This is a genomic window from Streptomyces sp. NPDC058157 (genome assembly GCF_042884105.1).
Classification (GTDB): Bacteria; Actinomycetota; Actinomycetes; order Streptomycetales; family Streptomycetaceae; genus Streptomyces.
The window spans coordinates 68,909-94,751 of sequence record NZ_JBHVUQ010000003.1 but is presented as its reverse complement, the minus strand read 5'-3'; the positions used below and the strand labels follow the sequence as shown (position 1 = coordinate 94,751).

Below are 25,843 nucleotides of genomic sequence, written 5' to 3'. Positions count from 1 at the left end.
GTCCTCCGGCGAACCCAGCGGTCGACAACGCGGCCATGATGCCACACGGCCAACTGCCCACCGCTCTCTGTGAGTTCTATCCGGCCATTCTCCAGGGGCCTTCGACCTGCACCGCTCCGTCCGGTCAGCGGCCGGCGAGTACGCCCGCCACCGCGCGCGCGAGGCAGGGGATCCGGCCGGCCTCGATGCCCGCGATGTTGATCCGCCCGGCGGTGGTCCCGTAGACGGCGTACTCGCGGCGCAGCCGGAGCATCTCCCCGGGACTCAGGGGCAGCATCGAGAACATCCCCCGCTGCCGCGCGAGCGAGGCGGCCTGCGCGCCCCAGCCGAGCTCCGCCAGTTCTGCGGCGAGGCTCGTGCGGTTGGCCTCGATGCGGCCGCGCATGACCTCCAGCTCGGCCCGCCAGGCGGCCCGCAGCCCCTCGTCCTCCAGGACGGTGGTGACGACGGCGGCCCCGTGCTCGGGCGGCATCGAGTACAGCGTCCGGGCGGCGTTCTGCAGGGCCGTCTCGGCGTGCCGCACGGCCTGCTCCGAGGCGCCCAGGACGATGGCGCAGCCGGTGCGGTCGCTGTAGAGGCCGAAGTTCTTCGAGCAGCTGACGGCGATGAGCATCTCCGGCACCCGCTCGGCGAGCAGGCGGGTGGCCGCGAGGTCGGCCTCCAGCCCGTCGCCGAGTCCGTGGTAGGCCAGGTCGACGAACGGCACCCAGCCGTCGCGGGCCGCCAGCGCGGCCAGGGCCTCCCAGTCCTCGGGCTCGGGGTCGACGCCGGTGGGGTTGTGGCAGCAGCCCTGGAGCAGCACCACGTCGTCGCGGCCGGCCGCCGAGAGGTCGCGCAGGACGCCGGCCGCGTCGAAGCGCCCCTCGGCGTCGCGCCAGCCGTAGCTGCGCACCTCCAGCCCGGCCGCCTCCAGGATGGGGCGGTGGTTGACGTACGCCGGGTCGCTGATCCACACGGTGGCGCCCGGGCGGGTGCGGCAGATCAGGTCGGCCAGCAGCCGCAGCGCGCCGGAGCCCGCGACGGTCTGGACGGCCGCGGCCCGGCCGGCCGGGCCCTGCGGGCCGGTGTCGCCGAGGACCAGGGTGAGCAGGGCCCGGTTGAAGGCGGAGTTGCCGGACAGGCCCCGGTACTCCTTGGACTCGGAGCGGTCGGCGAGCCGTATCTCCGCCTCGCGGACGGCGGCCATGACCGGCGTGCGGCCCGTGTGGTCGCGGTAGACGCCGAGCACCAGGTTCAGCCGCTCGGCCCGCTCGTCGGAGCCGAACTCGTACGTCAGGTCCCACAGCGGGTCGGTGGGCGGCGGGGGGAGGAGCTCAAGCATCTGCGGGGACCTCGGGACGGGGGCGGGCGGAGGGACGGGGCCGGGGGCCGGGGCGCCGGTTGGCGAGGACGACGCCGGCGGTGATCAGGGGGACGCCGACGAGTACGGCGGCGGTCGGGGACTCCCCGAGCACGGGGACGGCGAGCAGGACCACGGCGACGGGACTGAGGCTGCCGACGGCGGAGCTGCGTTCGGCGCCGAGCCGGCGGATGGCGAAGGCGTACAGCAGGCCCGCGCACAGTCCGACGCCGAGCCCCTGCACCACGAGGAACAGGGCGATGTCGGCGCCCGCCGCGTGCGCCAGGCCCGTCGGGAGGACCCCGGTGAGGACCAGCAGCGCGATCACGGCGAACGAGGGCAGGCACAGCAGGCCGATCGAGCCGACGGGGTCGAGCTCCACCTCGCGCAGCCCCACCGTGTAGAGGGCCCACAGGCCGCTGGCCACGAGCAGGGTGCCGGTCCCCTCCAGTACGGCGGCGTCGACGGGGACGACGTAGCGCCAGACCAGGGCGGCCACGCCGGCCGCGATCAGCGCCAGCCCGGCCGCCTGGGCGCCCCGGGGCAGTCCGCGGCCGCGGGCGGCCATCAGGGCGGAGACGAACAGCGGGACCATCCCGGGGACGATCGAGCCGACGAATGCCGCCGAGGTCAGGGAGCCGCCGTGCATGGCCGCGAGGAAGAAGGGCACCCCCGCCCCGCAGACGATCTTCAGGGCGGCGCCGGGGCGGACCGCGGCGATCGCGCGCCTGCGCCGCCACAGGGCGGGGGCCAGGACGAGGAGGGGGACGCCGAAGCGCAGCAGGGCGGCGTCGGCGGGCAGCAGGGTGGAGGCGCTCAGGGCGCGGGCGCTGAGCGCGAAGGCGGCCCAGATGGCCACGGTCACGGCGAGGGCGAGCATGCCCTCGCCGTTCGGGGAGAGCCCGAACCGGCCGGTGTTTCCGGCCGGCGGGCCCGCCGGTTCGACAGGCGCGGACGCGCCGGTGGTGTTGGTCGCGACCAAGGAAGGGACTCCAGCCTGTGAGAGCGGACCGGTCCGGCCCGTTCACCGGCAACGTTAGGGCGTGGGCCGGGGCAGCCGATTGCCAGTTCTGCCGCTCGGACATACGTTTGGGGCAGGATCTGCCAAGAATCGCCGAAGAGGGCGCCGAGGAACCGCGGGAGTGGACATGGACGCCGTCGACCTCCAGATCATCCGGGAGCTGCAGGCGGACGGGCGGCTGTCCAACCAGGACCTCGCCGACCGGGTGCGGCTGTCCCCCTCGCCGTGCCTGCGCCGGGTCCGCCGGCTGGAGGAGGCGGGGCTGATCCGCGGCTACACGGCGGTGGTGGACCAGGTGGCGTTCGGGCTGCCGATCACCGTCTTCGTCCGGATCCGCCTGGAGCGGCACACCAAGGAGGCGGTCGCCGAGTTCGAGCAGCACGTGGCGGTGATCGAGCACATCCAGGACTGCTATCTGATGGCGGGCAGCAGCGACTACCTGCTGCGCGTGGTGATCGAGGACCTGGAGGCGTACGAGGCCCTGGTCCGCCACCGGATCCACGCCATCCCCGGGATCGCCTCGATCGAGTCGAGCTTCGCGTTCGGCAGCGTCAAGCGGTCCCTCACCTACCCGCGGCCCACCCCGGGCACCGCCGCCCGGACCGTCTGACGCCCGCCTGGCGGCTCGTCCGGCGGCCCGTCCGGCGGCCCGGTGCCCTCAGGCCTCCCGGGCGGCGGGCGCCGCCGTGAAGTGGGCGACGGCGAAGGCGGCGAAGTCCCGGACGGCGGCGGGTGCGAAGGCCTCGCGGTCGCGGACGAGCCACAGCACCCGCCGGGCCCCGTCGTCCGCCAGCCGGGCCCAGGTGACGTCCGCGCGCAGACCGGCGTCCCGGGCCATCGCCGGGAGCAGGGCGACCCCGAGGCCCGCGCCGACCAGGTCCAGGAGCGCGCCCGGCTCGTTCCCCTCGCAGACGACGGCGGGCCGCAGCCCGGCCCGGGCGAACAGCCGGTCGGCGAGTTCCCGCTGCCAGTGCCCCGGCCCGGGGGTGAGGAACGGCTCCCCCGCCAGCTCCGCCACGGCGACGTCCTCCCGCCCGGCCAGCCGGTGCCCGTCGGGTACGGCGAGCAGCACCTCCTCGCGCAGCAGCTCGACCGACTCCAGTCCCGGCCCGGTGAGCGGCTCGGAGGCCAGGCAGAGGTCCGCCCCGCGGGTGCGCAGCAGGTGCGCCATCGCGTCGGCGGGGCACTGGCGCAGCCGCAGGTCCACGCCCGGGCGGGCCCGGCGCCAGCCCGGCAGGAGCGCGGCCAGGGTCATCAGGGTCTCGGAGGCCACCGTCAGACCGCCGCTTCCGGCGCCGGCCGCCTCCGCCAGTTCTCGGCGGCCGTCCTCCAGTTCGGCCAGCGCCCGGTCGACGCGGCGCAGGAAGGCGGCGCCGTGCCGGCCCAGGCGGATGCGGCGGCCGCGGCGCTCGAAGAGGTCCACGCCGAGCTCGGCTTCCAGGCGGGCGACGGTGCGGCTCACCGAGGGCTGGGCCACGCGCAGTTCGGCGGCGGCCCGGCTGATGTGCTCGTGGCGTGCGACGACCTGGAAGCAGCGCAGGGCGAGCAGGTCCATCGCGGTGTCCCCCTTCATAACGGTGGGGGCATCCTTACATGGCCGAACCGGTCTTGGACCGCATGAGCGGTGCGCTCCTAGCCTGCGGACATGACCGAGAACACCGAGAAGAGGCCCGACGGACGCGAGGCGTACACGAGTTACGTGGAGGCCGTGCTGGAGGTGCTGGCGCGCGACCCCGGGCGGGAGGTCCTGGTCCCCGCCGACGGAGGCGCCGTCCGCGCCGGGGAGTTCCGCGCGGGGGTGCTGCGGACGGCTGCGGAGCTGGCGGGGCGCGGTGTCGGACGGGGCTCCTCCGTCGCCTTCCTGACGGGAAATCAGCCCGGGGCGCTCATCGCCCGGTACGCGGTGAACCTGCTCGGCGCCCGGGTGGTGTTCCTGGGCGAGGGCATGGCGGCGGAGGCCCGGGCCCGGATCGCGCGCGGCGTCGAGCCCGTGACACTGCTGACGGCACCCGGAGCGGAGGCCGCCGCCGGGGAGCTGCTCGCCCGGGGGGCGGTGCCCTCCGTGCTGTCGCTGGGGCCCTCCCCGGACTTCGAGGACGTCACGGCGGCCGCGGCACTGCGGCCGCTGCGGCCGGTGGCGGGCGCGGCGCGGCCCGGGGACGACTGGTGCGTCCGGTTCACCGGCGGCACCACCGGGATCCCCAAGGGCGTCCGGATGGCGCACGGCCCGTACGCCGGGGCGCTGGCCCTCTACGCGGGCCGGATCCCGGCCGGGAGCCGGCCCCGGGCGCTCGCCTGCACCCCGCTCGCGCACATGGCCGGCATCCTGGCGGACATCACCCTGCTGGCGGGCGGCACGGTGGTGCTCCGGCCCGCGTTCGAGGCGGGCGAGGTGCTCGCCGCCCTGGCCGGTGAGCGGGTCACGGACGTCTGGCTGCTGCCGCCCCTGCTCTACGAGCTGCTGGACCATCCGGACCGCCCGGCGGCCGACCTGTCCGCCCTGCGGCGCGTCTTCTACGGCGGCACCGCCGCTTCGGCGGGGCGGCTGCGGGAGGCGGCCCGGGCGTTCGGGCCGGTGCTGCACGGCTGGTACGGGCAGACGGAGGCGGGCAACATCGCCGAGGTGCTGCCGCACGAGCACGGGGTGACGGGCCCCGGGGGCCGGCCGACGGCCGGGCGGGCCGCGCCCGGCGTCACCATCGAGATCCGCGGTGCGGACGGGCGGCCCCTGCCCGCCGGGGAGGCGGGGGAGATCGTCGTGCGGACGCCGATGACGATGAGCGGGTACTGGCGGCGGCCCGGTGCGACCGCCGAGGTGCTGCGCGACGGCTGGATCCGTACCGGGGACGTCGGCTGCCTCGACGCCTCGGGGCACCTGTTCGTCGTGGACCGGCTCGGGGGCCAGGTCGTCGTGGTCGGCGGGCACGTCCACCCGGCGGAGGTGGAGGAGCTGCTCCTCGCCCATCCCGCCGTCGCCCGCTGCGCGGTGTTCGGGGTGCGCCGGGCGGACGGGACCGAGGAGGTGCACGCCGCGGTCGTGCCCGTCCCGGGGCGGGACGCGGGAGCCGGGGTGATCCGGGAGTACGTGACCCGGCACAAGGGCGCGATGTACGCGCCCCGGGCCGTGCACACCGTGGACCGGATCCCCCTGACCGAGGTCGGCAAGCCGGACAAGCGGCTGCTGGCGGCGGTCCTCGGGGCGGCGGGCGGGCCGCCCCCGGCTCAGCCGTAGCGCGTGAAGAGGGCGTCGAGGTAGTCCTCGAGCCGGCCCGCCGTCACCGCCGGGGTGAGGTCGGTCCGGCCCAGCGCGCGCCAGGGGACGGCGACCTTCTCGGCGTCCGGGGCGAAGGCCAGCGCGTCGAGCAGCCGCCAGTGGAGGTGGTCGGCCGGGTCCTCGGCCAGGGTCCCGCCCGCCGCGAGGTAGCGGTCGGCGAAGCCCATGCCCGCCGGCACCCCGTGCAGCAGGGCCAGGGCGGTCGAGCAGTGGGCCACGTCGAGGTCGGCCGGGCCCCAGGAGGTCTCCACCCAGTCGACGACCCCGCCGATCCGCAGCTCCGCGCCCGTGCCCTCGAAGAGGACGTTGCCGGGGTGGAAGTCCCGGTGCAGGAAGCAGGCCCGGTACCGCGGGGGTTCGCGGCGGATGACGTCCACGGCCCGCCGCCACAGCTCCGGCCGGCGGGTGTGCGCGGGCACGGCGACCCGCTCGGGGGAGGTCCACGCCTGGTAGGCGCGGGGCCGGTCCCGCTCGTCCACCTCCAGCCGGTGGACGGCCAGCAGTTGACGGGCCATCAGGTCGGCGCGCCGGTCCGCCTCCTCGCCGTCGAGCCGGACGGTTCCCGGCAGCAGGGACATCAGCAGCGAGGGGTGGTCGCAGTGCTCGGCCGTCGCGTCCACGGCCACGAAGGCCGCGGCGGGCACGTCCGTGCCGGCGAGCAGCCGCAGGACGTCCGCCTCGCGCGTCAGCAGCCCTTCGGCGGCCCGGAGGTAGAACGGGCGGACGAAGGAGCGCAGCACCAGTGTCCTCGGACCCGCGGGCCCGCCCGTCAGCTCCAGTCCGCGCATCCGCGAGGTCCATCCGCCCCGCAGCAGGGAGGCGCCTCGGACGCGCTCACCGCCGGACAGCGTCTTCTCCACCCAGGCGCGCGTGGCCGCCCAGTCCTCTTCGGTCTCCACTGACGTCTCCACGGCGCCACCCTAGTTGTACGAGCCACGGACCGGGGGAAATTCGGCGGCGGTCACGGGGTCCGGGCGCCTAGGCTCGCCCCATGGCCGGCTCGCAGATGCACCAGATCAACACCTTCCTCGTGGCCTTCGCGCGCCGCAGGGCGGGGCGGACCGTCGCGTTCCCCGGCGGTTTCGCCGCGCTCGACGACGAGTTCGCGCTGTCCTACTCCAACAACCACGTCGTCGTCGACGGGGCGCCGGATCCCGAGGCGCTGCCGGCCCTGGTCGACGGGGTCATGGGGCACCTGTCGCACCGCCTGGTCACGGTCCTGGACGACGAGGTCGGCGAGGCCTGCGCCGGACCGCTGGTGCGGGCCGGGTACACCCGCTCCACCTATCTGGTCATGCTGCACCAGGGCCCGGTACCGGTCGGCGGCGGCGCCGAGGAGGTGGACCTGGAGGCGCTCCGCGCTCCGCTGGCCCGCCGCTGGCGCGGCTATCTGCCCGACGTCGGCGAGGAGGTGATCCGCCAGCTCGTGGACCGGCGGGAGACCGCCCGGCGCGGGGCGGACACCGTGCGGTTCATCGGGGCCCGCACCCCGGAGGGCGAGGTCGCCTCGTGGGCCGACCTCTACGTGGACACCGCCTCGGGCACGGCCCAGATCGAGGACCTGATCACCTCCGAGCTCCACCTCGGGAAGGGCTACGCCGACGCGGTGCTGGCCACCGCCCTGCGCGGGGCCGCCGACGCGCACTGCGCCACGCGTTTCCTGACCGCCGACGCGGACGACTGGCCGCGCCACTGGTACGAGCGCCGCGGCTTCACCGTGATCGGCCGCCACCACGGCTTCGAGCGGACCTGACGCCGGCGCCCGGGCCGGGGCGGCCTCAGACCGGGGCGGCGAGCCGCCCCGCGAGCTCGCTCAGCAGCGCCTCGCGCTGTTCGACCAGGTAGAAGTGACCGCCGGGCAGGACCCGCAGCCGGAATCCGGCGGGCGCGACATCGGCCCAGGCCTTCATCTCTCCCGGCGGCAGGGACGGGTCCGCGTCGCCGATCCAGGCGTGGACCGGGCAGCCGACCGGGGCGGCCGGGCGCGGGCCGTAGGTGTCCGCGACGGTGAGGTCCGCCCGCAGCGACGGCAGGACGAACTCCTGGACGTCCGGGTCGTCCAGGAGGGCGGAGTCGGTCCCGCCGAGCCTGCGCAGTTCGGCGATCAGCGCCGCGTCGTCCCCGCGGTAGAGGTCCCGGGGAGGCACCCGGTGCGGGGCCTCGCGGCTGGAGACGTGGAGGGCGGCGGGCCGGACGGCGTGCCGCTGTTCCAGACGCCGCACCACCTCGTAGGCCAGGGAGGCGCCCATGCTGTGGCCGAAGAGCGTCAGGGGCAGGTCCGCGAGGGGCAGCAGTGCGGCGGTCACCCGGTCGGCGAGCTCGTCCATGGTGTCGACGAAGGGGTCGGCCAGCCGTTCGTAGCGGCCGGGGTACTTCCCCACCAGGACCTCCGTGCCGTCGTCGAAGGCGCGGCCCCAGGGGTGGAAGAAGTTCGCGGAGCCTCCCGCGTGCGGCAGGATCAGCAGGCGGCGGCGGGGTGTTCCCGCCGCGCGGTACCTGCGGAACCACGTGTCGGCTTCCAGGCCGGTGGTCATGCTCGTGTGCACCTCGTCGTCGCGTCGGTCGTGTGGTCGTCCTCGTTCACGGGGTCTGCCCCGGAGGCCGGGCGGGTCCACGCGGCGAACCCGCGCGGACCCGGCCTCCGGCCCGTGCCCTACGGCGTGTCCGACGGTGCGGACAGGGTCGCCCGGACCGAGACGGGCAGGTCCAGGGCGATGACGAGGAAGCACTCCCGGTGGGCGGTCAGGGACAGTTCCCGGAACAGCTCCGGCGGCAGGTCCGCGTCGCCGCGCACGGTCAGGGAGCCCGAGGTGAGGGAGTGGCGTCCGGGTTCGACGAGCTCCAGGTGGAGGGTGGCCTCGACGTCGAGCTCCCGGGCGAGGTGACCGCGCTCCTCCAGCTTGTGGGTCAGGCACTGCGCGTAGTCCATGGCCAGCGCGGCCGCCACCAGCTCCTCCGGGGTGCTCTCCCCGGCGGGCTCGGAGATCCGGCTGCTCCACCGCATCGGCAGGCCGGCGCCGACCGAGTCGAGGGAGACCGACCCCTCCCCGGCGTCCTGCGGCCGTTCACCGAACAGGGGGCCCCGCCATACGGCGCGGGCGGATCGGGTCGCCATCAGCGGACTCCTGTCGTCTCGGTACGGGCGGCTGCCGCGGTGATGGCGCCGACGATGCCGGCGGACACCTCCGGGGCGCGGTCGAAGAGGTAGAAGTGGTCCCCGGGCCAGCTGCGGAACTCCGTGGTGTCCGCGTGGTCGGCCCACGGCCGCATCTCCTCGGCGGTGACCAGCGGATCGCCCTCCCCTCTCATCACGGAGAGGGGGGAGGCCAGGGGCGTGCGGTCCTGGTACCGGTATCCGTGGTTCACGACGAGGTCGTTGCGCAGTGCGGTGATCATGCGGTCCGCGAGGAGGGTGTTGTTCCACAGCTCCTCGGGGGTGGCGCCCAGCCAGCGCATGTACGCGACGTACTGCTCGCGCGTCCAGTCCTCGGGCCGGCCGCCGGCCGGTTCGGGGACGACCAGTCGCGGCGCCGGGCTCCCCGACACGCCGACCCACAGGGGCCGTCGGTGTCCCCGTGCGGCGAGGGCGTGGACGAGCTCGAAGGCGATCAGCGAGCCGAGGCAGTGGCCGAAGACCGCGTAGGGGCCGGCGAGTTGTCCGGTCAGCTCCTCGGCGAACGAGTCCACCGCGCTCGTGACGCTCGGGCAGACCGGCTGCCGGGGCGCGGTCGCCCGCGCCGGCAGCTCGGGGGCCAGGATCCGCCAGCTCTCGGGGAGGTGGGGCAGCAGGGGCACGAAGCTGCCCGCCGACCCTCCCGCGTGGTGCAGGAGGATCAGGGTCAGTTCAGCGGGTTCCACGGCGGCCGTCGACCGGCCGCGCAGGACGCAGATGCTCAAGGTCCCCCTCCCTCACCCTCGCGCGGACTCTGCGGCGAGCGCGTCGTCGTAGGCCGTGACCAGGTCGCCGACCGTCCGCATCTCGACGATGGAGGTCTCGCCCTGGAACGGGTCGACCCCGAGCTCCATCTCCATGCCGATGAGCAGTTCCGCGAACATGAGCGACGTGAGGCCGAGTCCGACCAAGTCGGTGGTCAGGGACAGCGCGGGCGCGTCCCCGCCCGCTCCCTGCACCAGCCGGACGATTTCCGCCTCGATCGACTCTCGTGCGTTCAGCATGTAAGACCTCCGTCGATGACCATGGATTGCCCGGTGACGAATTCCGCCCGGGGGGAGCTGAGGTAGAGGACGGCGTCGGCCACGTCGTCCGCCGCGGCGAGGCGGCCGAGGGGGGTCCGGCGTTCGATGCGCGCGCGGGACGCGGCGGGCATCTCCGCCGTCATCGCGCTGTCGAAGTAGCCGGGCACCACGGAGTTGACGCGGATGCCGTGGCCGCCGAGTTCACGGGCCAGGCTGCGGGTGAACCCGTCGAGGCCCGCCTTGGCCGCGGCGTAGACCGAGACGCCCCGGTAGCCGCGGACGGCGTTGATGGACGAGATGTTGACGACGGACCCGCCGCCCTGGCGGGTCATGACCCGGGCGCAGGCCTGGGTGAGCATGATGGGAGCCACCAGGTTGGCGGTGATCAGTGCTTCGATGGCCTTCGGCGGCATGGTGAAGAGGAGTTCCTCGCGCACGATGCCGGCGTTGTTGACGAGCAGGTCCAGCCTGCCGAAGACGCGGTGGACGTTGCGGACGAAGGTCCGGGCCGTCTCCGGCTCGCCCAGGTCGACGGCCTCCCAGTGGAAGGACCCGGGATGGGCGGCCCTCGCCTCGGTGACGAAGTCGGAGGCGGAGCGGCTGAAGGTGGCGACGCGCCAGCCGTCGGCGAGCAGGCGCTCGACCAGGACGCGGCCCAGCCCTCGGCTGCCGCCGCTGACGACGGCCACCCGGCCCTCGCCGGCGGTCTTGTCCGCCGTGGTGCCGCTGGTGTCGGGATTCTCTGTCATGCGGGAGTACGCACCTTCTTGAACCGGTCGGAGTGCTGGTCGGCGTCGGAGACCTCCACGACGAGCGGCACCTTGTACGCTTCGAGCCTTCGGCCGCAGTACTCGCGGACCTGGCGGGTGACTTCGCGCGGGTCGGCGGGGGCGACCAGCTTCACGGTGGCCTTCACCACCATGCCCGTCACGTGGCTGGGCCTGCCGGAGACCGTGGCCTCGGCGATGTTGGGGATTTCGAGCAGGACGCTCTCCACCTCGCTCGGGTAGACCTTCTCCCCCGCCACGTTGATCAGTTCGCTGACCCGGCCGAGGATCCGCACGTAGTCGCCGTCGGTCTCCACGGCGTCCTGGGTGTTGAAGTACCCGTCCGCGTCGAAGGGGGCGGTGGCGTTGAGGTAGCCGAGCATGGCGGTGTCGGAGCGGATCCAGAGGATCCCGTCGACGATCCGGTGGTCGAACCCGGCGCCGCCGAGCTTGACCCACAGGCTCCCGTCGCCCTTCGACTTGGTCGACATGATGCCGAGCTCGGAGAGGCCGTAGGTCTGCTTGAGCCGGACCGACGGGAGGGTCTGGTTGAGGAGTTCGAGCGTGCGCTGGGGCATGGGCTCGGTACCGTAGGTCACCAGGCGCAGCGAGCTCAGGTCGTGCCGTTCGTGGGCGTGCGAGATGAGCAGCATGTTAAGGAACGTCGGGGTCGTGGGGAGGACTTCGACGCCGTGCGAGGCGATGGCCGCGCACACCGTGTCGGGCCGGCGGTCGGAGACCGTGACCAGGGTGCCGCCGTGGTTCAGGGTGTGCAGCAGGGTGTTGATGCCGCCGATGTGGTCGATGCTGAGGAAGCCCAGGGTGCGCCGCGCCCGGGACGGCTCGCCGTACTGCGCGAGCATCTTGCCGAGGTCGAGCACGATCGCCTTGCTGCGCCCGGTGGTTCCCGAGCTGAACAGCACCAGGCCCGCCGTCCCGGCGTCCCGCAGCCGTCCGTGGAGCGGGTGCATCGCCGTCAGGCCGGTCCGTTCGAGGACCCGTCCCCCCGCGCCGTCCACGACGACGGCCACTTCCACCTCGGCGCTCTCGTGGTACTCCGCGCGCCGGGCGTCCGTGGAACGCGGCAGGGGCACGGCGATGGCGCCCCGGCCGGCCAGTGCGACGAACGCGGCGCACACGTCGGCGTCGCAGGCGCCCTCCAGGGCGACCACCTGGCCGGCGCGGACGTCGTGTTCGTCGAGGTAGGCCTGCCAGTCGCGGACGCGGTCCGCCAGGGCCGCGTAGGTGTGCCGGACCCCGTCGACGACGAGGGCGTCCGTGTCCCCGAAGTCACGGAACCGGTCGATCAGTGGGCTCGTCACGGTTTCCTCGCTGCAGTGGTCATGGTGCTGTCTTCCTTCGGGCAGGGGCGGGGCGCCGGGCCGGAATGCGCGGGGCTCGCGGCCCGGCGCCCCGTCGGGGATCAGGCCGTGGCCGCGGCCGGTTCGCCCTCGGGGGCGGCCTCGGCCTCGGTCCCGGCCTCGGTCCCGGCCTCGGTCTCGGCCTTGGCCTCGGCCTTGGCCTCGGGGAGGTCGTGCTCGTCCGTCAGGCTCCGGCGCAGCCGCAGGCCCGCCAGCGGGACGAGCAGGCTCCCGATCGCCAGGACCACGATCAGCACCCGGCCGTGGTCGACGTCGAGGAGGGCGGTGGTGAGCAGCGGGCCGAGGATCATCCCGCCGGAGATGACGAAGGAGAACAGGGCGTTGGTGCGCCCGCGGACCTCGTCCGTGACCAGTCCGTTGATCAGCGCGGCGACGACGGGGATCACGATGACCTCGGCGACCGAGAAGATCGCGACACCCGCGACGAGCGTGACCACGGCGGCCGTCCCGGAGGTCAGGCCGGCGAAGTAGACGCACGCCCAGCTGGCCGCCGAGAGCACGCCCGAGGCCGAGATCAGCGCGCTCCTGCGCACCTTGGCCAGCCGCGGCATGAGCAGGAACTGGGCGAGGACGATCACCACGACGTTGGCGATGAAGGCCACGGAGATCCCGCGCGGGGTGACCGCGTCGTTGACGGTGACGTAGCCCGGCAGGGCGGACTGGAACTGGCTGAGGGAGACGGTCGCGCACAGCAGCATGCCCAGCAGGGCCAGCGCGAGCGCCGGGGTGGCCAGGACGGTGCGGTAGGAGGGCTTGGGCGCGTCGGGGTCGCCGCCGGCCTGGGGGCGGCTCGGCTGCGCGGACTTCGGCAGCAGGACCAGGAAGGCCACCGCGGTGATCAGGAAGGAGAGCCCGTCACCCACGTAGAGCAGCTGGTAGCTGCGCAGGGTGCCGGCGGCGACGAGGCCGCCGACCAGGACCCCGATGCCGACGAAGGCGTTGAAGAGGGTGAACTCAAGGCCGAAGGTCAGGGTGCGGTGCTCCTTCGGGACCACCGTGGCGAACATCGTCTTGGTGACCGTGCCCACACCACCCATGCCCAGGCCGTACAGGGCCGCGACCGCCAGGGCGATCCACGGCCGGTCGGCGACGGCGTAGAGGCTGGTGCCCACACCGGCGATGATCATGACGACCGGCATCACGATCCGGTAGCTGAACTTGTCCAGGAGGTGGCCCCATACCAGCCCGGAGCAGAACGAGCAGAGGCCGGTGACGGCGATCGCGGCGGGGCCGGTGCGGATGTCCAGACCGCGGACGTCGCCGAAGTACACCAGCAGGAACGGCATGACCAGGCCCGCGCCGAAGGAGTTCACCGCGTTGGCGACCAGCAGCGCCTGGGCGCGGCGTGGCAGCAGGCCGATCACGTGGAGCGGGTGTTGCTTGGTGGAGGACATGGGAGGCAACTTTCGGTTCGACGGGTGCGGCCGGTGCCCTGGCGCCGGCGCGGGGGGTCAGGCCTGGGGAGCGGCGGTGCCGAGGGCGAGCCGCCAGATCGTGCGGCCGCTCTCGCGTACGAAGCCGGCCCGGACGAGGGCCTCGGCGAGTTCGGGCTGCCCCTTCTCCTCGATGACCGCGGTGATCGTGATCCCCTCGCGGTCCGCCCGCGCGGCCGCGGAGGCCAGCAGCGCCTGCAGCACACCGGTGTCGGCGAACTCGGCGAGCACCTGCGCGTCCACGAGGCGCACGCCGCCCTCCTGGACCGAGTCCGACGCGACCCAGCCGGCGGGGCGCCCGTCCTGGCGGCAGAGGAACAGCAGGCCGTCGCCCCCGCCCTTGCCGAGGACGATGTGCCGCACCGTCTCCGGCTCCAGCTTGAGCTTGACGCCACCGGGCAGCACCACTTCGGAGCAGGTCTGCACGGCGAGGGCGACGAGCTCCTCCACGGCCTCGGCGTCGGCCCGGTCCACCTGCTCGACGACCAGGTGGGCGGCGGCCCCGGCGGCCGGGGCGCCGGGGGCGCGCTTGCTCACGCCGTGCAGGCCGATCACCTCGAAGCCGTGCTTGCGGACCCAGTCGCCGGATATCGCGTCCTCGTCGGCGGTGGCGGCGATCAGGCCGCTCTTGCCCTCCGCCCGGCCGAAGGCGCGGGCCTCGGCGAGCAGGCGCGACGCGAGGCCGCGGCGGTCGGCTCCGGGCCGCACCACGATGTCCAGGAAGTGGTTGTCCTGGTCGTCGACGCCCTTGATGGCTCCGCACTGGACGAAGGCCAGCGCGGCGCCGTCCTCGCGGATCACCCGGACCAGCGGCTCGGTGCCGGGGGTGAAGACCAGCTCGTGGCGGCGGCCGTCCGGCAGGCGCGCTTCGATCAGCCCGGCGATGACGGCGGCGCCCTCGTCGTCGAGGCCGAGGGGCTCGGAGGCGGGCGCGAGGTCCGCCGGGCCGAGCACGAAGCGCTCGATGTCCCCGTCGCGGGACTCGTGGCGGAAGCCCGCCCGGGTCAGCACGCCCTGGGAGGGGGTGTTGGCGGTCAGCGTGCGGCCGACGACCTGGTCGACCCCCGGCTGGGAGAAGGCCCAGCGGGCCAGCCCGGTCAGGGCCTCGGTGGCGTAACCCGCGCCGCGGCAGGACTCGGCGAGGCCGAAGCCGACCTCGACGGTGCCGCCGCTCGGCGGCTGGTGGAAGCCCATCTCGCCGATCACCAGGCCGTCCTCGGCGCGGACGAGGTGGTACATGCCGAACCCGAACCGCATCTGGTCGGGGGTGCGGCGCCCGAAGCCCGTGGCGGCGTTCTTGCTGCCGGGCAGCGGGTAGCCCTCGGTCCAGTCCTCGGACGCGGCGTTCTCGTCGAGGAGTCCGGCCACCTGGGCGGGCGTCAGCTCCCGCAGGACCAGGCGCTCCGTACCGAGGGTGTTGACTTCGTGGATCACTGTGCTGCTCCAAACGCGTTCGGGTTGTCGAGGTGGGTCGCGAAGTCCCAGAGCCGGGACTTCGGGAAGAAGCCTGTTTCGATGCCGTGGCCGATGAGGGTGCGCAGCAGGGCCGCGTCGGGCCGGGGGCAGCGCAGGTCGCCCAGGGCCTGCGCGGTGGCCTGCGCGTCGTAGGCGACCAGCGTCTGCACCGGCTTGACGAACTGGGCGAGGAAGGCGTGGGCGTTGGCGTCGGTCGCGTCGGCCCCCGGTCGTCCCAGCCACTCCCCCACCGCCTGCGGCGCGGCCGGGATCACGGCGTAGCCGAGGTCGCGGAGGATGACCGCGAGGTCGGTCGAGGGGAGGCTCACCGGGTTGGAGACGTGGAAGGTGCGTCCCGAGTGGGCGGGGTCGCGCGCCAGGCGCAGGATCGCGTCGGCCGCGTAGTCGACGGGGGTCAGGTCCATGCCCCAGCCCGGCGCCGAGGGGACCAGGCCGCAGCTGAGGATCACCCGCAGGATCTGGTACATCATGTTCACGCTCGGGTCGGGCAGGAAGGTGCCGGTCCGGGTGTTGCCGACCAGCGTGCCCACGCGGTGCACCGTGGCGTCCAGGCCGTCGGCGATCGCCTTCCTGACGGCCAGTTCGGCCTCGTACTTCGAGCGGGCGTAGGGGCTGTCGAAGTTCTCGCCGCGGTCGAAGTCCTCCTCCCGGAGGGTGACCAGGGGCCCGTCGCCGGGGGCGGGGCCGACGGCGGAGAGCGTGGACATGTGGGCCATGCGCCAGCCGCGGTCCAGGGCGAGGCGGGCGAGCAGGGCGGTCGGGGCGACGTTGTTCGTGGCGTAGCGGTCGTCGGGACCGTAGTGGCGCACCTCGGCGGCCGCGTGGATGAGCTCCCGGACCCCTCCGGTGGCGGCCGCCAGCTCGTCGGCGCCCAGGGTGCCGAGGTCGCCCTCGACGATCCGTACCCGGTCCCGCAGTGCGGGCAGGACGTCCGGCACGTAGTATTCGACGACCCGCGCGAGCCGGTCCCCGGCCGGGGCGTCCGCGTTGCCCCGCACCACGCAGGTCACCCGGCGGCCGGGCTCGCGCAGCAGCGCGGCCAGCAGGTGCGCGCCGAGGAACCCCGTGGCGCCGGTGAGGAGGACCTCGCCGCCGTCGGCCGCCGGTCCGCGGGAGCGGACCGGACGCGGCTCGGGGGCCGTCCCGGCGGGCGCGGCCGGCTCCGCGGCGGGGGCCGCGGGCGCCTCCGCGCCCAGTTCCGCCAGCCGGGCGGCGAACTCCGCCACGGTGGGGTACGCGAAGAAGTCCTGGATGGTGGTGTCGGGGTAGCGCTCCTGGATCTCGACCAGACAGGCCAGGACCTGCAGGGAGTGGCCGCCGATCGCGAAGAAGTCGTCCCCGGGGGCGGTGACTTCGGTGTTCAGGGTCTGGGACCAGAGGTCCGCGACGTAGCGTTCGAGATCGCCGAACGGCTGGTCGCCGTCTTCCGTCATGTGCGTGTCTTCCGTCGTTGCGGTGTCGTCCGCGGGTGCCTCGGGGGCGGGCAGGGACGGCGGGCTGCCGGGGTCGGCCACCACCGCCTCCAGCAGGCGGGTGTAGTCGGCGCCCCACTGCCGGACCGTGGCCTCGTCGAACAGGGCCGGGTCGTACTCCAGGTCCAGGTGCAGACCGCCGTCGGCGGCCGGGGTGACGTACAGGGTCAGGTCGAACTTGGCGCCGAGGCCCGGCAGTTCCACGGGGCGGCTGGGGTGGCCGTCGAAGTCCGGCAGGGGGAAGTCCACCGGCATCGCGAACATCACCGAGAACAGCGGGGTGCGGCCCGGATGCCGCTTCGGGTTGAGCTCGGCGACCAGCCGGTCGAACGGGAACGCCGAGTGCCGGATCCCGTCGAGGACCACCTTGCCCACGGACCGGGCCAGGGAGGTGAACGACTCGTCGTGGGCGGCCTCGACCCGGAGCACCAGGGTGTTCAGCATCAGTCCGAAGACCCGCTGCGCCGCCTCGCCGGACCGGCTGGTGACCGGTGTCGCGATCGCCATGTCCTCGGCGCCGCTGTGGTGGCGCAGCAGGACGGCGTAGGCGGTCAGCATGGTGCTGAACGGTGTGGTGTTCAACTCCGCGGACAGGCCGCGGATCCGGGACGCCAGGGCGGGGTCCAGGTCGCAGCCCCACATCGCGCCGGCGCCCGCCCGCACCTCGGGCCGGGGCCGGTCGGTGGGCAGGGGCACCAGGTCGGGCGCGCCTTCGAGCCGGGCCCGCCAGTAGGCGCTGCTCCCCGTGGTGTCGCTGCGCTCGGCCCGCTCCAGTTCGGCGAGGACGTCGTGGAACTGGTGGCGGTCGGCCCGGGCGGGGGTGTCGTCGCCCGCCCGGCGGCGGTGGTAGTCCTGCGCCAGGTCCTCGACCATGACGCCCATGGAGGTCGCGTCGGTCACCGCGTGGTGCACCGTGGCCACCAGCAGGCTCCGCTCCGGGCCGAGGACCAGCGTCGCGCGGACGGGCGGCTCGGCGAAGCAGCGCAGGGGAGGCGCTCCGAGCTCGCGCACCCATTCCCGGGCGTCCTCGTCGCAGGCGAGCGGCCGCGGGGTGGCGGACGCCGGTCCCGCGTGTGCCGTGTCGAGGACGGTGAGCTCCACGCCGGGCTCGGCGAGGATCTCCGTCGCGAACCGGCCGCCCTTCCGGTGGAAGACGGTGCGCAGGCCGGAGTGGCGGCGCTGCGCGTCGGTGAAGGCCTCCCGCATCGCGGCCGGGTCCACGCGGCCGGCGATGTCCACGGCGAGCGTGACGTTGTGCTGGTTGGAGTCCTCCTGCATCAGGTCCACGAACAGCATCCGCTGCTGGGCCAGGGAGGGCTGGTAGGACGCCGTCTCCGGGGACCCGGCCGGAACCGCGACCGGAACCGGGTCGGCGGCCGGATCCGGGGCCGGGGGCGTGGCGGAGGGCTCCGCCGCCTGCTCGGGCAGCAGGGCGAGGATCGCCTCGAAGGTGCCGGCGTCCAGCAGTTCGGCCAGCCCGGGTGCGCCGCCCAGCTCCGCTTCGAGGCGCTGGCGCAGCCGCAGCAGGGCGAGCGAGTCGCCGCCCGCCTCGACGAACGAGGCGCACGTGTCGGGGGTGACGGCCAGCAGGTCGGTCCAGATGCCGCTCAGCACCTCACGCGCCGCGGGCCGGCCGGCGGCCGGCGCCACGGCCGCGACCGGGGTCGTCGCCGTGGCCGGACCCGTGCCCGCGCCCGTGTCCGGCGCGTGTTCCGGTCGCTGCGAGTGGACCCGCCGGTCGAACCCGTAGGCCGGCAGGTGGATCCTGCGGCCGGACACGCCGCCGGTGAGGTCCGCGGGCACGCCCAGGCACCAGGCCTGCGCCGCCGCTCCCGCCAGGGCGAGGGCCGCGTCGCGCTCGCGGTCGAGCGTCTGCACCAGGCCCGGCGGGTCGGCCAGCTGTCCGGCGAGCTGGAGGAGCGTGGGGTGGGGGCCGATCTCGACCAGGACGGTCGGGGTCGCTCCGGCGCACACCCGGGACAGCGCGTCCCAGAACTCCACCGGCCGCAGCAGGTGCTCCCGCCAGTACGCGGCGTCGGGTGCCGCGTCCACCGGCCCGGCGGCGCAGCCGAACCACTCGGCGGAGGCGGGCGCCGACCAGGCGACCGCTTCGGCGGCCCGCTGGAACCCGTCCGCCATCGGGTCGAGGAGCGGGGAGTGGAAGGCGTGCGAGACCGACAGCCGGCGCGTGCGCAGGCCCTCGCCGTCCAGCAGTTCCCCGATCCGTTCCAGGACCCGGCTGTCGCCGCTCAGCACCAGGTCACGGGGGCTGTTGACGGCGGCGACCGACGCCAGGGGCTCGTCGGCGACCAGCCGGGCCACCCCGGCCGCGTCCCAGGCGGAGCCCGGGCGGCAGCGGACCGACAGCATGGTGCCGGGCTCGGTCCGCTCGACCATCAGCCGGCCGCGCTCGGCCACCAGCAGGAGGGCGTCCTCCTCGGACACCGCTCCCGCGACGGCCGCGGCGGCGAACTCGCCGACGCTGTGCCCCAGTACGGCGTCGGGACGGATCCCGTACCGCGCGAGCACGCGCACCAGGCCGAACTGGACGGCGAGCAGCGCGGGCGCCGCGATGTCCGTCCGGGCCAGCCGGTCCGCCATGTCCGGGTCGAACAGGCAGTCCCGCAGCGGGTACGGCAGCACGCCGTCCAGCAGCGCGTGGGCCCGGTCGATCCACTCCCGGAACTCGGGGTACGCGGCGTACGCGCCCGCCGCCATGCCGGTGTACTGGCCGCCCTGGCCGGTGAAGGCGAAGACCGTGCGGCACCCGCCCGCGCCGGCCACGCCCGTGCGGACGGCCGCCGAGGGGTCCCCCGGGTGCCGCAGCAGGGCCGCGGCGGTCCCGGTGTCGCCGGCGAGGACGGCGAGGCGGTGCTCGAACCGCTCCCGGCCGTGGACCAGCGTGTGCGCCGCGTCCCGCAGGCCGGTGTCCCCCCGGTCTTCGAGGAAGCCGCCGAGAGCGGCCGAGGTGCGGGCGAGGGCGGCCGCGCCCCGCGCGGAGACGGGAAGGATGAAGGGTGGTTCCACCCTGTTGTCTTCAGTCACTGATGGGTCCCCCCAGTCGGCTCGGTGAATTCCTCCACGAGCACGCAGGCATTGGTGCCGCCGATTCCGAACGAGCTCACCCCGGCGAGCCGCGGTGCGTCCCCGGCCGGCCACGGCTCGTTCGCGGTCAGCAGCCGAAGGCTCCGGTCCGTGAGCTCCTCGATGGGCTGTCCGGAGTTGACCGTGCCCGGGAGGACCCGCTCCCGCAGCGCGTAGACCGCGGTGAGCAGCCCGGCGACGCCGGCCGCCGTGTTGCAGTGGCCGATCGCGGACTTCACCGAGCTGACGGGCAGCGGAGCGGCCCGCTCCCCGACGACCTCGCCGAGCGCCGTCGCCTCCACCGCGTCGCCCAGCCGGGTGCCCGTGCCGTGGGTCTCGACGAAGCCGAGGTCGTCCGCCCCGCGGCCCGCGACCCGCAGTGCGCCGCGGACCACGGCCACCTGGCCGTCGGCCCCGGGCGCGGTGTAACCGGCCTTGCGGTTGCCGTCGTTGTTGACGGCCGAGCCGACGATGACGGCATGGACCGGGTCCCCGTCGCGGAGCGCGTCGGAGAGCCTGCGGAGCAGGACGGCACCGGCGCCGTCCCCGCCCACCGTTCCGGTGGCGCGGACGTCGAAGGGGCGGCAGACCCCGTCCGTGGCGTAGATCATGCCGGGTTCGTAGACGTAGCCGCCGTGCTCCGGGTCGAGGATCGACACCCCGCCGGCGAAGGCGTAGTCGCTGGCGCCCGAGCGCAGGCTCGCGCAGGCCATGTGGACCGCCACGAGGGAGGTCGAGCAGGCCGTGTCGACCATGACGCTCTCGCCCTGGAAGTCGTGCCGGTAGGAGTAGCGGGTGGCGGCGAAGGAGGGCCGGGAGGTGAAGGCCCGGGAGAGGTCCTCGGCGAGGGAGCCCTCGCCGGGGGCCGCCTGGGCCCCGGTCTCCGCGCAGCCCGCGTAGAGGCTGGTGCGCCCGCGCAGCCGGTCCGGGGTGACCGCGGCGTTCTCCATGGCCGACCAGAGGCATTCGTGGAGCAGGCCGTGCTGCGGGTCGGTCGCCCGCGCCTCGTCCGGGGACATCCGCAGCAGCTCGGCGTCGAAGGCGCGCGCCCGGTCGAGCAGGCCCCAGCGGTCGACGCGCAGCCGCCCGTCGCCGAGGTCGACCGCCGGAGCGTCCGCGCCGGCGACGCAGTCCCGGGCGTCGCGCAGGTTGTCCCAGAAGGCGTACACGTCCGGCGCCTGGGCGAAGCGCGCGGCGACGCCGATGATGGCGATCGGCTCGTCGGTTCCGGCGGTGACGGCGGCCGGGGCTGCCGGCGCGAGGGCGTCGGCGGTGCCCAGCCGTCCCGCCTGGGCGCGGACGGTGGTGTACCTGAGCAGTTCGGCGACGCCCAGCTCCAGACCGGCGTGCCGCTTCAGCATGGCCTGGAGGCGCACCAGCAGGAGCGAGTGGCCTCCCGCTTCGAAGAAGTTGACGTCGTCGTCGGCGGGGACCTCGCCGAGGACCTCGCTCCACGCGGCCCTGACGGCTTCGAGGCCGTGTCCCGCGGGCGCCGGGCGGGCCGTGGCGGCCGCCGGGCGGGCCGCGGAGCGGCGCTCCGGGGCGGGCAGCCGGCGCCAGTCGACCTTGCCGTTGGCGTTGAGCGGGAGTTCGTCCAGTTCCGCCCAGGCGGTCGGCACGGCGAAGTCCGGGAGGACCGCGCCGATCCGGGACCGCACGTCCTGCCCGCTGCCGCCCGGCCGCATCACCAGGTAGGCCGCGATCTCCTTCTCCCCGCGCGGGTTGCGCCAGGTGGTGACGTGGCAGGCGCGGACCGCGGGGTCGGCGAGCAGGGCCGAGCGGATCTCGCCGAGTTCGATGCGCTGGCTGCGGATCTTCACCTGGTCGTCCATGCGCCCGACGAACTCGATCTCACCGCCGGGCAGTCGGCGGACCCGGTCGCCCGTGCGGTACAGCCGGCTGCCGGGCCGTCCCCCGAAGGGGTCCGGCACGAAGGCCTCGGCGGTGCGGCGCGGGTCGCCGAGGTAGCCCCGGGCCAGGCCGACGCCGCCGAGCAGCAGCTCGCCGGGGCAGCCGACGGGGGCGGGGTCGAAGGTCCCCTCGTGGACGACGTACGCCTCCGTCCCCGGGACGCAGCGGCCGATGGAGAGGGTGCGGCTGCCCTCCTCGACCGCGTCGACCTCGGTGAACATCGAGGTGAAGGAGTTCTCGGTCGGTCCGTACCCGTGCAGCAGCACGCCGGGGCCGCACCACTTCACGGCGCGCGCCACCTGCGGTATCGCGGCCGTGTCACCGCCGAAGACCATGACCCGCAGGTGCTGGAAGAGGTCGGGGGCCTCGGTGACGAGGTTGTGGAACAGGGGGGTGGTGACCATGAGCATGGTGACGCCGTGGTCCGCGACGGCGTCGCGGAGCGCCGCGGGTGCGAGCGCCAGCTCCCGGTCGAGGATCACCAGGCGTGCACCGTGGGTCAGCGCCCCCCAGATCTCGTAGGTCGCGCCGTCGAAGTTCAACGGGGACAGGTGGGCGATCCGGTCGTCCGCTTCGAGGCGGACGTAGCCGTCGCCGCGCATCAGCCGGGAGACGCCCAGGTGCGAGAGCATCACGCCCTTGGGCCGTCCGGTCGATCCGGAGGTGTACAGCACGTTGAGGAGCATGTCGGGGTGGAGTGCGACGCCGGGCGGGTCGGCCGGCAGGCCGGCGGCCGCCGCGCGCACGTCGGTGACGGAGTGCGCGGGGTGGCCGAGACGGGCGACGCGCTCCACGCCGTCGGGCGAGGTGAGCACCCGGCGGACGCCGGAGTCGCGGAGGATCGCCGCGAGCTTCTCGTCGGGGTATCCGGGCTCCATCGGCAGGTACGCCTTGCCCGCGAGGGCGATGCCGAGGAAGGCGACGACGGCGTCGACGCCCTCGCCGAGCAGGACCGCCACGATCTCCTCGGGGTCCTGCGGGCGGCCGGTGGCGTGCGGGTCGTCGCGCAGGAGCCACCGGGCGAACCGGGAGGATGCCGCGACCAGTTCCCCGTAGGTGAGCGACTGCGTGCCGTGGACCACCGCGATGCGGTCGGGGTCGCGCCGCGCGGCGTCGAGGACCATCTGCGGCGGTGTCACCGTCGGGTGCGGGGTCACGGGCTCGGGGTCCGCCGCGGGCGTGGCGGCGGCGTCGGCTGCCAGCAGGAGGGTGCCCAGGGGCTCCGAGGGGCCGGCCGCGGCGGCGAGGAGGAGGCCGAGGACCTGGTCGAGCATCGCCCGGGCGGTCGAGGGCCGCAGGATGCCGGCGTCGTAGTCCAGTTTCAGGGTGAGGCCGCCGTCGCCCTCGACCGCCATCAGTGCCACGTCGTGCTTGACGGCGCCGAGCCGCACGTCCGTCCGGGTGACGGTGGTGCCGCAGGACAGCAGCCGGACGCCGGGCTCGGTGCGGTGCGTGTAGGTGGCCCGGAAGGCGGGGTGGCGCCGGCCCCGCGCCGCGAGTTCCGCGCGCAGGGCGCCGGTGTCGACGCCCGAGTGCTCGAAGGACTGGAGCACTTCGGCGCGGACGGCGGCCAGGTGTTCGCTCCACGGGGTCCGCGGGGCGAAGGACGACCGCACCGGGAGCACGCGTGCGACGAGGCCGACGGTGTCGTCACGGCCGGAGCCGGTCCGCCCGCTGAACGGGATGCCCAGCAGGCCCTCGGACTGTCCGCTCCACTGGTGGAGGACGGCGGTCCACGCCGCGAGGACCCCGATCGCCGGGGAGACCAGGGCGGTCTCGAAGTGCTCCCGGAGGGCCGACAGCGACGCGCCGGTGACCGACGCCTCCTCGCAGCCGGCGGCCGAGGGCCGCACGCCGCGGACCAGGTCGGGCAGGGGCTCCAGCGTCTCGGAGGACTCGTGGAGGACCGCGAGCCAGTGGGCCAGGTCCTCCGCGGCCCGCCCGTACGGCTCCTCGCCGTCGTCCTCGTCCTCGTCCTCGTCCTCGTCCCGCGCGCTCTCCCCGGCCCCGTGCGGCCGCGCTCCGGTCGCCTGCTCGTAGAACGAGCAGAGGTCGTCCACGAGGACGTCGACGGAGGCGGCGTCGAGCACGATGTGGTGGCCCGTCATGACCAGCACGGCACCGGCGGGCTCGACCAGGAGGTCGGACCGCAGGAGGCCGGGCGTGGTCATGTCCAGGGGGCGCAGCCCGGCCTGCTCGGCCCAGGCCGTCCTGCCCGCGTCGTCGAGGTCCCGGACGGACCGGACGGTCCTGAGGGACGGTTCGACGTGCTCGGCGAAGATCTGGCGCACCGTGCCGTCGTCGTCCGTCCGGAACGACGAACGCAGGGCCGGGTGGCGCTCGTGCAGCCGCGCGAGGGCCGCGCGCAGGGCCGCCTCGTCGACCCGGCCCAGGAACCGCAGGCAGACGGGGACGTTGTAGCGGGAGGATTCCGGTTCCTGGCTCGCGGCCAGCCAGAGGTCGAGCTGTTCGGCTCCGGCGGTGACGACAGTGCTCATATCTGCGGGGTCCGGTCCGGGGTCGCCTGCCGGTAGGCGTCGTCGACGCTCTTCCACAGGAGCGGGAAGACGGAGCGCTCGGACAGCCGCTCGAGCTCGTTCACGGGTTCACCGCGCAGGCTCGTCGGGCCGTCGGCGGCCGCGGGGGCCTGCTCGGTGCGCGCCGCCGGGTGACCACCCAGGTGCTGGCGGACCAGGCGCAGGTGGAGCTGGTTCCACTCCATGAGCTTGCAGTCGAGCGCGTGGAGTCCGGTCTGGACCGTCGAGAGCCCGCTCAGCCACGCGGCGGGTGCCTCGCCGCCCTCCCGGGCGAACTCCTCGATCAGGTCCTTGGAGGTCACGCCGCCGCGCTGCATGGCGGCTTCGAACGACTTCCACACCGCGCGGCAGACCCGGCGCAGGTTGCGTCCGCCCGGCGAGTCCAGTCCGCTGGTGTTCGCCGGGAGGTGGTCGCGCATGCGCAGGAAGCTGGCCTGGGGCAGGTGGTCCATCAGGATCCGGACGCACTGGACGGGCAGTTCCGCCAGTGAGTTCGTCCGGGCCACGAGCCGGGCGGCCAGGCCGAAGTCGTCGTCGTCCAGGGCTCCGGCCACACGGCCCAGTTCGTTGTGCATCGAGCACCAGACGTACTCGTTGACCAGGTGGACGATCTGGAACATCCGGTGGTCGGAGTTGATGAGCTCCTCCTCGGGGACCAGTGCGGCCATCGCGAGGGTGATCCGGGTGTCCATCTCGTAGTTGCTGCCGCGGTCGTACTCGAAGCGCAGGAGCGGGTTGGGCTCGCTGGGGTTGAGAACCGCCTTGGCCTCGCCCGGCCGGCCTTCTTCGATGCGTCGTGCCATTAGTGCGTTGTCTCCTCAGCTCGGCGGAACAGCCTGTTGTCGATGACGGATCTCAAGTAGGGGGTGCCCTCGGTGTAGCCCGTGCCGCTGACCGAGCCGATCATGCGGACGGCCAGCCGGTAGTGGGTGCGCTTCCAGCGCTGGTGGACGGCCTCGATCTGGGCCATCTCCCGGGCCAGGCGCGCCTCGGTCTCCGGGTCGTGGGCGCGGCTCGCGATCAGCGCGTCCGCGGCCCCGCGCACGGTGGTCATGCTCTCCAGGACGCGGCCGCGCACCTGGGGGACGGACCGGAAGGCCGGCGACTCGACGCGTTCGGGCGCGGGCGTGCCGCACAGGGCTTCGAAGGTCTTGTAGTTGACGGACTGGATGGCGCTGGCGCCCTCGGTGAACTTCCTGAAGAACTCGAAGGACTCGCGCTGCATCGTGGCGAGCAGGGAGAACAGCGGGAGTCCGCCGCTCAGCACCCGGGAGATCGCGGAGAGGCTGCGGAGGGCTTCCTCCGCGTCCCGGGCCTCGAGCCTGCGGATCGCCTCCGACGCCAGCCGGGCCAGGCACTCGAAGATCGACTCGAACGACTGGAGCACCCGGATGAAGAGGTACTCGTCGTGGATGACGTAGACCGGCATGAGGGTCTGGTCCAGCCTGGCGGCCATCCCGGACGGCGCCGTCCCGATCACTTCGGTGAGCTGGTCGAAACGCTCCTGCAGACCGGAGACCTTCGGGGTCAGCGGCTTCCCGCTCAGCATATCCATTTCGACGGCGACGCGGAGCCCGTGTCGCAGTCTTTTTTCCACGACTTCTCGGGACGGCCGCATGCACGGCAGTTGGGAACGGTGACCCAGCGCCGCACCGCTTTCGAATGCGAGGGCGTCGTAGAGCAGGAACGCTATGCGCGTGCCGACCTCGTCCTCGAATTCCGGGAGCGGCGGCGCCTGCCGCGGGCGCAGCAGGTCGAGGGCCGTGTAGGTGGTGTAGTCGTAGGTGCCGTCGTGCTTGTCCAGCACCACCGAGAGGAAGCGTCGCAGGTGGTCACGGGCCTTGTCGTCGCCGGCGGCCCCGGACCCGGCGGCGCGGGCCCGGACGAGCGCGTCGACGACGGGCGTCGCGAGGAAGTGCTTTCCGACGGATCTGACATAACGCACGACAT

19 protein-coding genes are annotated in these 25,843 nt (G+C 74.3%); 3 read left to right on the top strand and 16 right to left on the bottom strand.

Translation table 11 applies throughout. The features are described from left to right. Window positions 1–124: 124 nt before the first annotated feature. Entirely contained in the window at window positions 125–1,321 is a 1,197-nt protein-coding gene (locus ACFVXK_RS01680; RefSeq protein WP_389609335.1) for an aromatic amino acid transaminase, read from the bottom strand. Continuing rightward, window positions 1,314–2,321, bottom strand: a complete 1,008-nt coding sequence (locus ACFVXK_RS01675) for an EamA family transporter (protein ID WP_389609333.1) — start codon at window positions 2,319–2,321, stop codon at window positions 1,314–1,316. The genes ACFVXK_RS01680 and ACFVXK_RS01675 overlap by 8 nt, the downstream gene beginning before the upstream one ends. A 166-nt stretch (window positions 2,322–2,487) precedes the next feature. Between ACFVXK_RS01675 and ACFVXK_RS01670 the strand changes: the two genes are divergently transcribed. Beyond that, the gene (locus tag ACFVXK_RS01670; protein WP_389609331.1) at window positions 2,488–2,970 is read left to right on the top strand and encodes an Lrp/AsnC family transcriptional regulator; all 483 of its coding nucleotides are present in this window, start codon (window positions 2,488–2,490) and stop codon (window positions 2,968–2,970) included. A 48-nt stretch (window positions 2,971–3,018) separates the two neighbouring features. Here ACFVXK_RS01670 and ACFVXK_RS01665 read toward each other — a convergent pair whose 3' ends face one another. After that, on the bottom strand, window positions 3,019–3,933 hold the full coding sequence (locus ACFVXK_RS01665; RefSeq protein WP_389609329.1) for a LysR family transcriptional regulator: 915 nt from the start codon (window positions 3,931–3,933) through the stop codon (window positions 3,019–3,021). Window positions 3,934–4,005: 72 nt separating this feature from the next. Here ACFVXK_RS01665 and ACFVXK_RS01660 point away from each other — a divergent pair, with 72 nt between their 5' ends. Next, window positions 4,006–5,592 carry an AMP-binding protein gene (locus ACFVXK_RS01660; protein WP_389609327.1) on the top strand — a complete coding sequence of 529 codons (1,587 nt, stop codon included), beginning with the start codon at window positions 4,006–4,008 and terminating at the stop codon, window positions 5,590–5,592. Here ACFVXK_RS01660 and ACFVXK_RS01655 read toward each other — a convergent pair. Further along, window positions 5,583–6,545 (bottom strand): phosphotransferase family protein, encoded by a 963-nt coding sequence (locus ACFVXK_RS01655; RefSeq protein ID WP_389609325.1) that lies wholly within the window; start codon window positions 6,543–6,545, stop codon window positions 5,583–5,585. The two genes, ACFVXK_RS01660 and ACFVXK_RS01655, sit on opposite strands and share 10 nt — an antisense overlap. Window positions 6,546–6,625: 80 nt before the next feature. Here ACFVXK_RS01655 and ACFVXK_RS01650 point away from each other — a divergent pair, with 80 nt between their 5' ends. Beyond that, the gene (locus tag ACFVXK_RS01650; RefSeq protein WP_389609323.1) at window positions 6,626–7,387 is read left to right on the top strand and encodes a GNAT family N-acetyltransferase; all 762 of its coding nucleotides are present in this window, start codon (window positions 6,626–6,628) and stop codon (window positions 7,385–7,387) included. 25 nt (window positions 7,388–7,412) lie between these two features. Here ACFVXK_RS01650 and ACFVXK_RS01645 read toward each other — a convergent pair whose 3' ends face one another. The 12 genes from ACFVXK_RS01645 to ACFVXK_RS01590 form a co-directional block, all read right to left on the bottom strand. After that, window positions 7,413–8,168 (bottom strand): thioesterase II family protein, encoded by a 756-nt coding sequence (locus tag ACFVXK_RS01645; RefSeq protein WP_389609321.1) that lies wholly within the window; start codon window positions 8,166–8,168, stop codon window positions 7,413–7,415. Window positions 8,169–8,287: 119 nt separating this feature from the next. Next, window positions 8,288–8,749 (bottom strand): hypothetical protein, encoded by a 462-nt coding sequence (locus tag ACFVXK_RS01640; RefSeq protein WP_389609319.1) that lies wholly within the window; start codon window positions 8,747–8,749, stop codon window positions 8,288–8,290. Continuing rightward, a complete protein-coding gene (locus tag ACFVXK_RS01635) occupies window positions 8,749–9,531 on the bottom strand; it encodes a thioesterase II family protein (protein ID WP_389609318.1) in 783 nt (260 codons plus the stop codon). The genes ACFVXK_RS01640 and ACFVXK_RS01635 overlap by 1 nt, the downstream gene beginning before the upstream one ends. Window positions 9,532–9,543: 12 nt before the next feature. Beyond that, the gene (locus ACFVXK_RS01630; protein ID WP_389609316.1) at window positions 9,544–9,810 is read right to left on the bottom strand and encodes a phosphopantetheine-binding protein; all 267 of its coding nucleotides are present in this window, start codon (window positions 9,808–9,810) and stop codon (window positions 9,544–9,546) included. Next, window positions 9,804–10,580, bottom strand: a complete 777-nt coding sequence (locus ACFVXK_RS01625) for an SDR family NAD(P)-dependent oxidoreductase (RefSeq protein WP_389609314.1) — start codon at window positions 10,578–10,580, stop codon at window positions 9,804–9,806. Before ACFVXK_RS01625 ends, ACFVXK_RS01630 begins: the two co-directional genes overlap by 7 nt. Next, window positions 10,577–11,920 (bottom strand): class I adenylate-forming enzyme family protein, encoded by a 1,344-nt coding sequence (locus ACFVXK_RS01620; RefSeq protein ID WP_389609312.1) that lies wholly within the window; start codon window positions 11,918–11,920, stop codon window positions 10,577–10,579. Before ACFVXK_RS01620 ends, ACFVXK_RS01625 begins: the two co-directional genes overlap by 4 nt. A 101-nt stretch (window positions 11,921–12,021) precedes the next feature. Then, complete coding sequence (locus tag ACFVXK_RS01615; RefSeq protein WP_389609310.1) at window positions 12,022–13,374, bottom strand: MFS transporter; 1,353 nt, start codon at window positions 13,372–13,374, stop codon at window positions 12,022–12,024. A gap of 57 nt (window positions 13,375–13,431) precedes the next feature. Next, window positions 13,432–14,847 carry a GNAT family N-acetyltransferase gene (locus tag ACFVXK_RS01610; protein WP_389609308.1) on the bottom strand — a complete coding sequence of 472 codons (1,416 nt, stop codon included), beginning with the start codon at window positions 14,845–14,847 and terminating at the stop codon, window positions 13,432–13,434. Beyond that, entirely contained in the window at window positions 14,844–19,406 is a 4,563-nt protein-coding gene (locus ACFVXK_RS01605) for a condensation domain-containing protein (RefSeq protein WP_389609306.1), read from the bottom strand. Before ACFVXK_RS01605 ends, ACFVXK_RS01610 begins: the two co-directional genes overlap by 4 nt. Continuing rightward, window positions 19,403–23,854, bottom strand: a complete 4,452-nt coding sequence (locus ACFVXK_RS01600; RefSeq protein ID WP_389609304.1) for an amino acid adenylation domain-containing protein — start codon at window positions 23,852–23,854, stop codon at window positions 19,403–19,405. Before ACFVXK_RS01600 ends, ACFVXK_RS01605 begins: the two co-directional genes overlap by 4 nt. Further along, the gene (locus ACFVXK_RS01595) at window positions 23,851–24,696 is read right to left on the bottom strand and encodes a hypothetical protein (protein WP_389609302.1); all 846 of its coding nucleotides are present in this window, start codon (window positions 24,694–24,696) and stop codon (window positions 23,851–23,853) included. The genes ACFVXK_RS01600 and ACFVXK_RS01595 overlap by 4 nt, the downstream gene beginning before the upstream one ends. Continuing rightward, entirely contained in the window at window positions 24,696–25,838 is a 1,143-nt protein-coding gene (locus tag ACFVXK_RS01590; RefSeq protein ID WP_389609301.1) for a tryptophan 2,3-dioxygenase, read from the bottom strand. The genes ACFVXK_RS01595 and ACFVXK_RS01590 overlap by 1 nt, the downstream gene beginning before the upstream one ends. Between the last annotated feature and the right edge of the window lie 5 nt (window positions 25,839–25,843).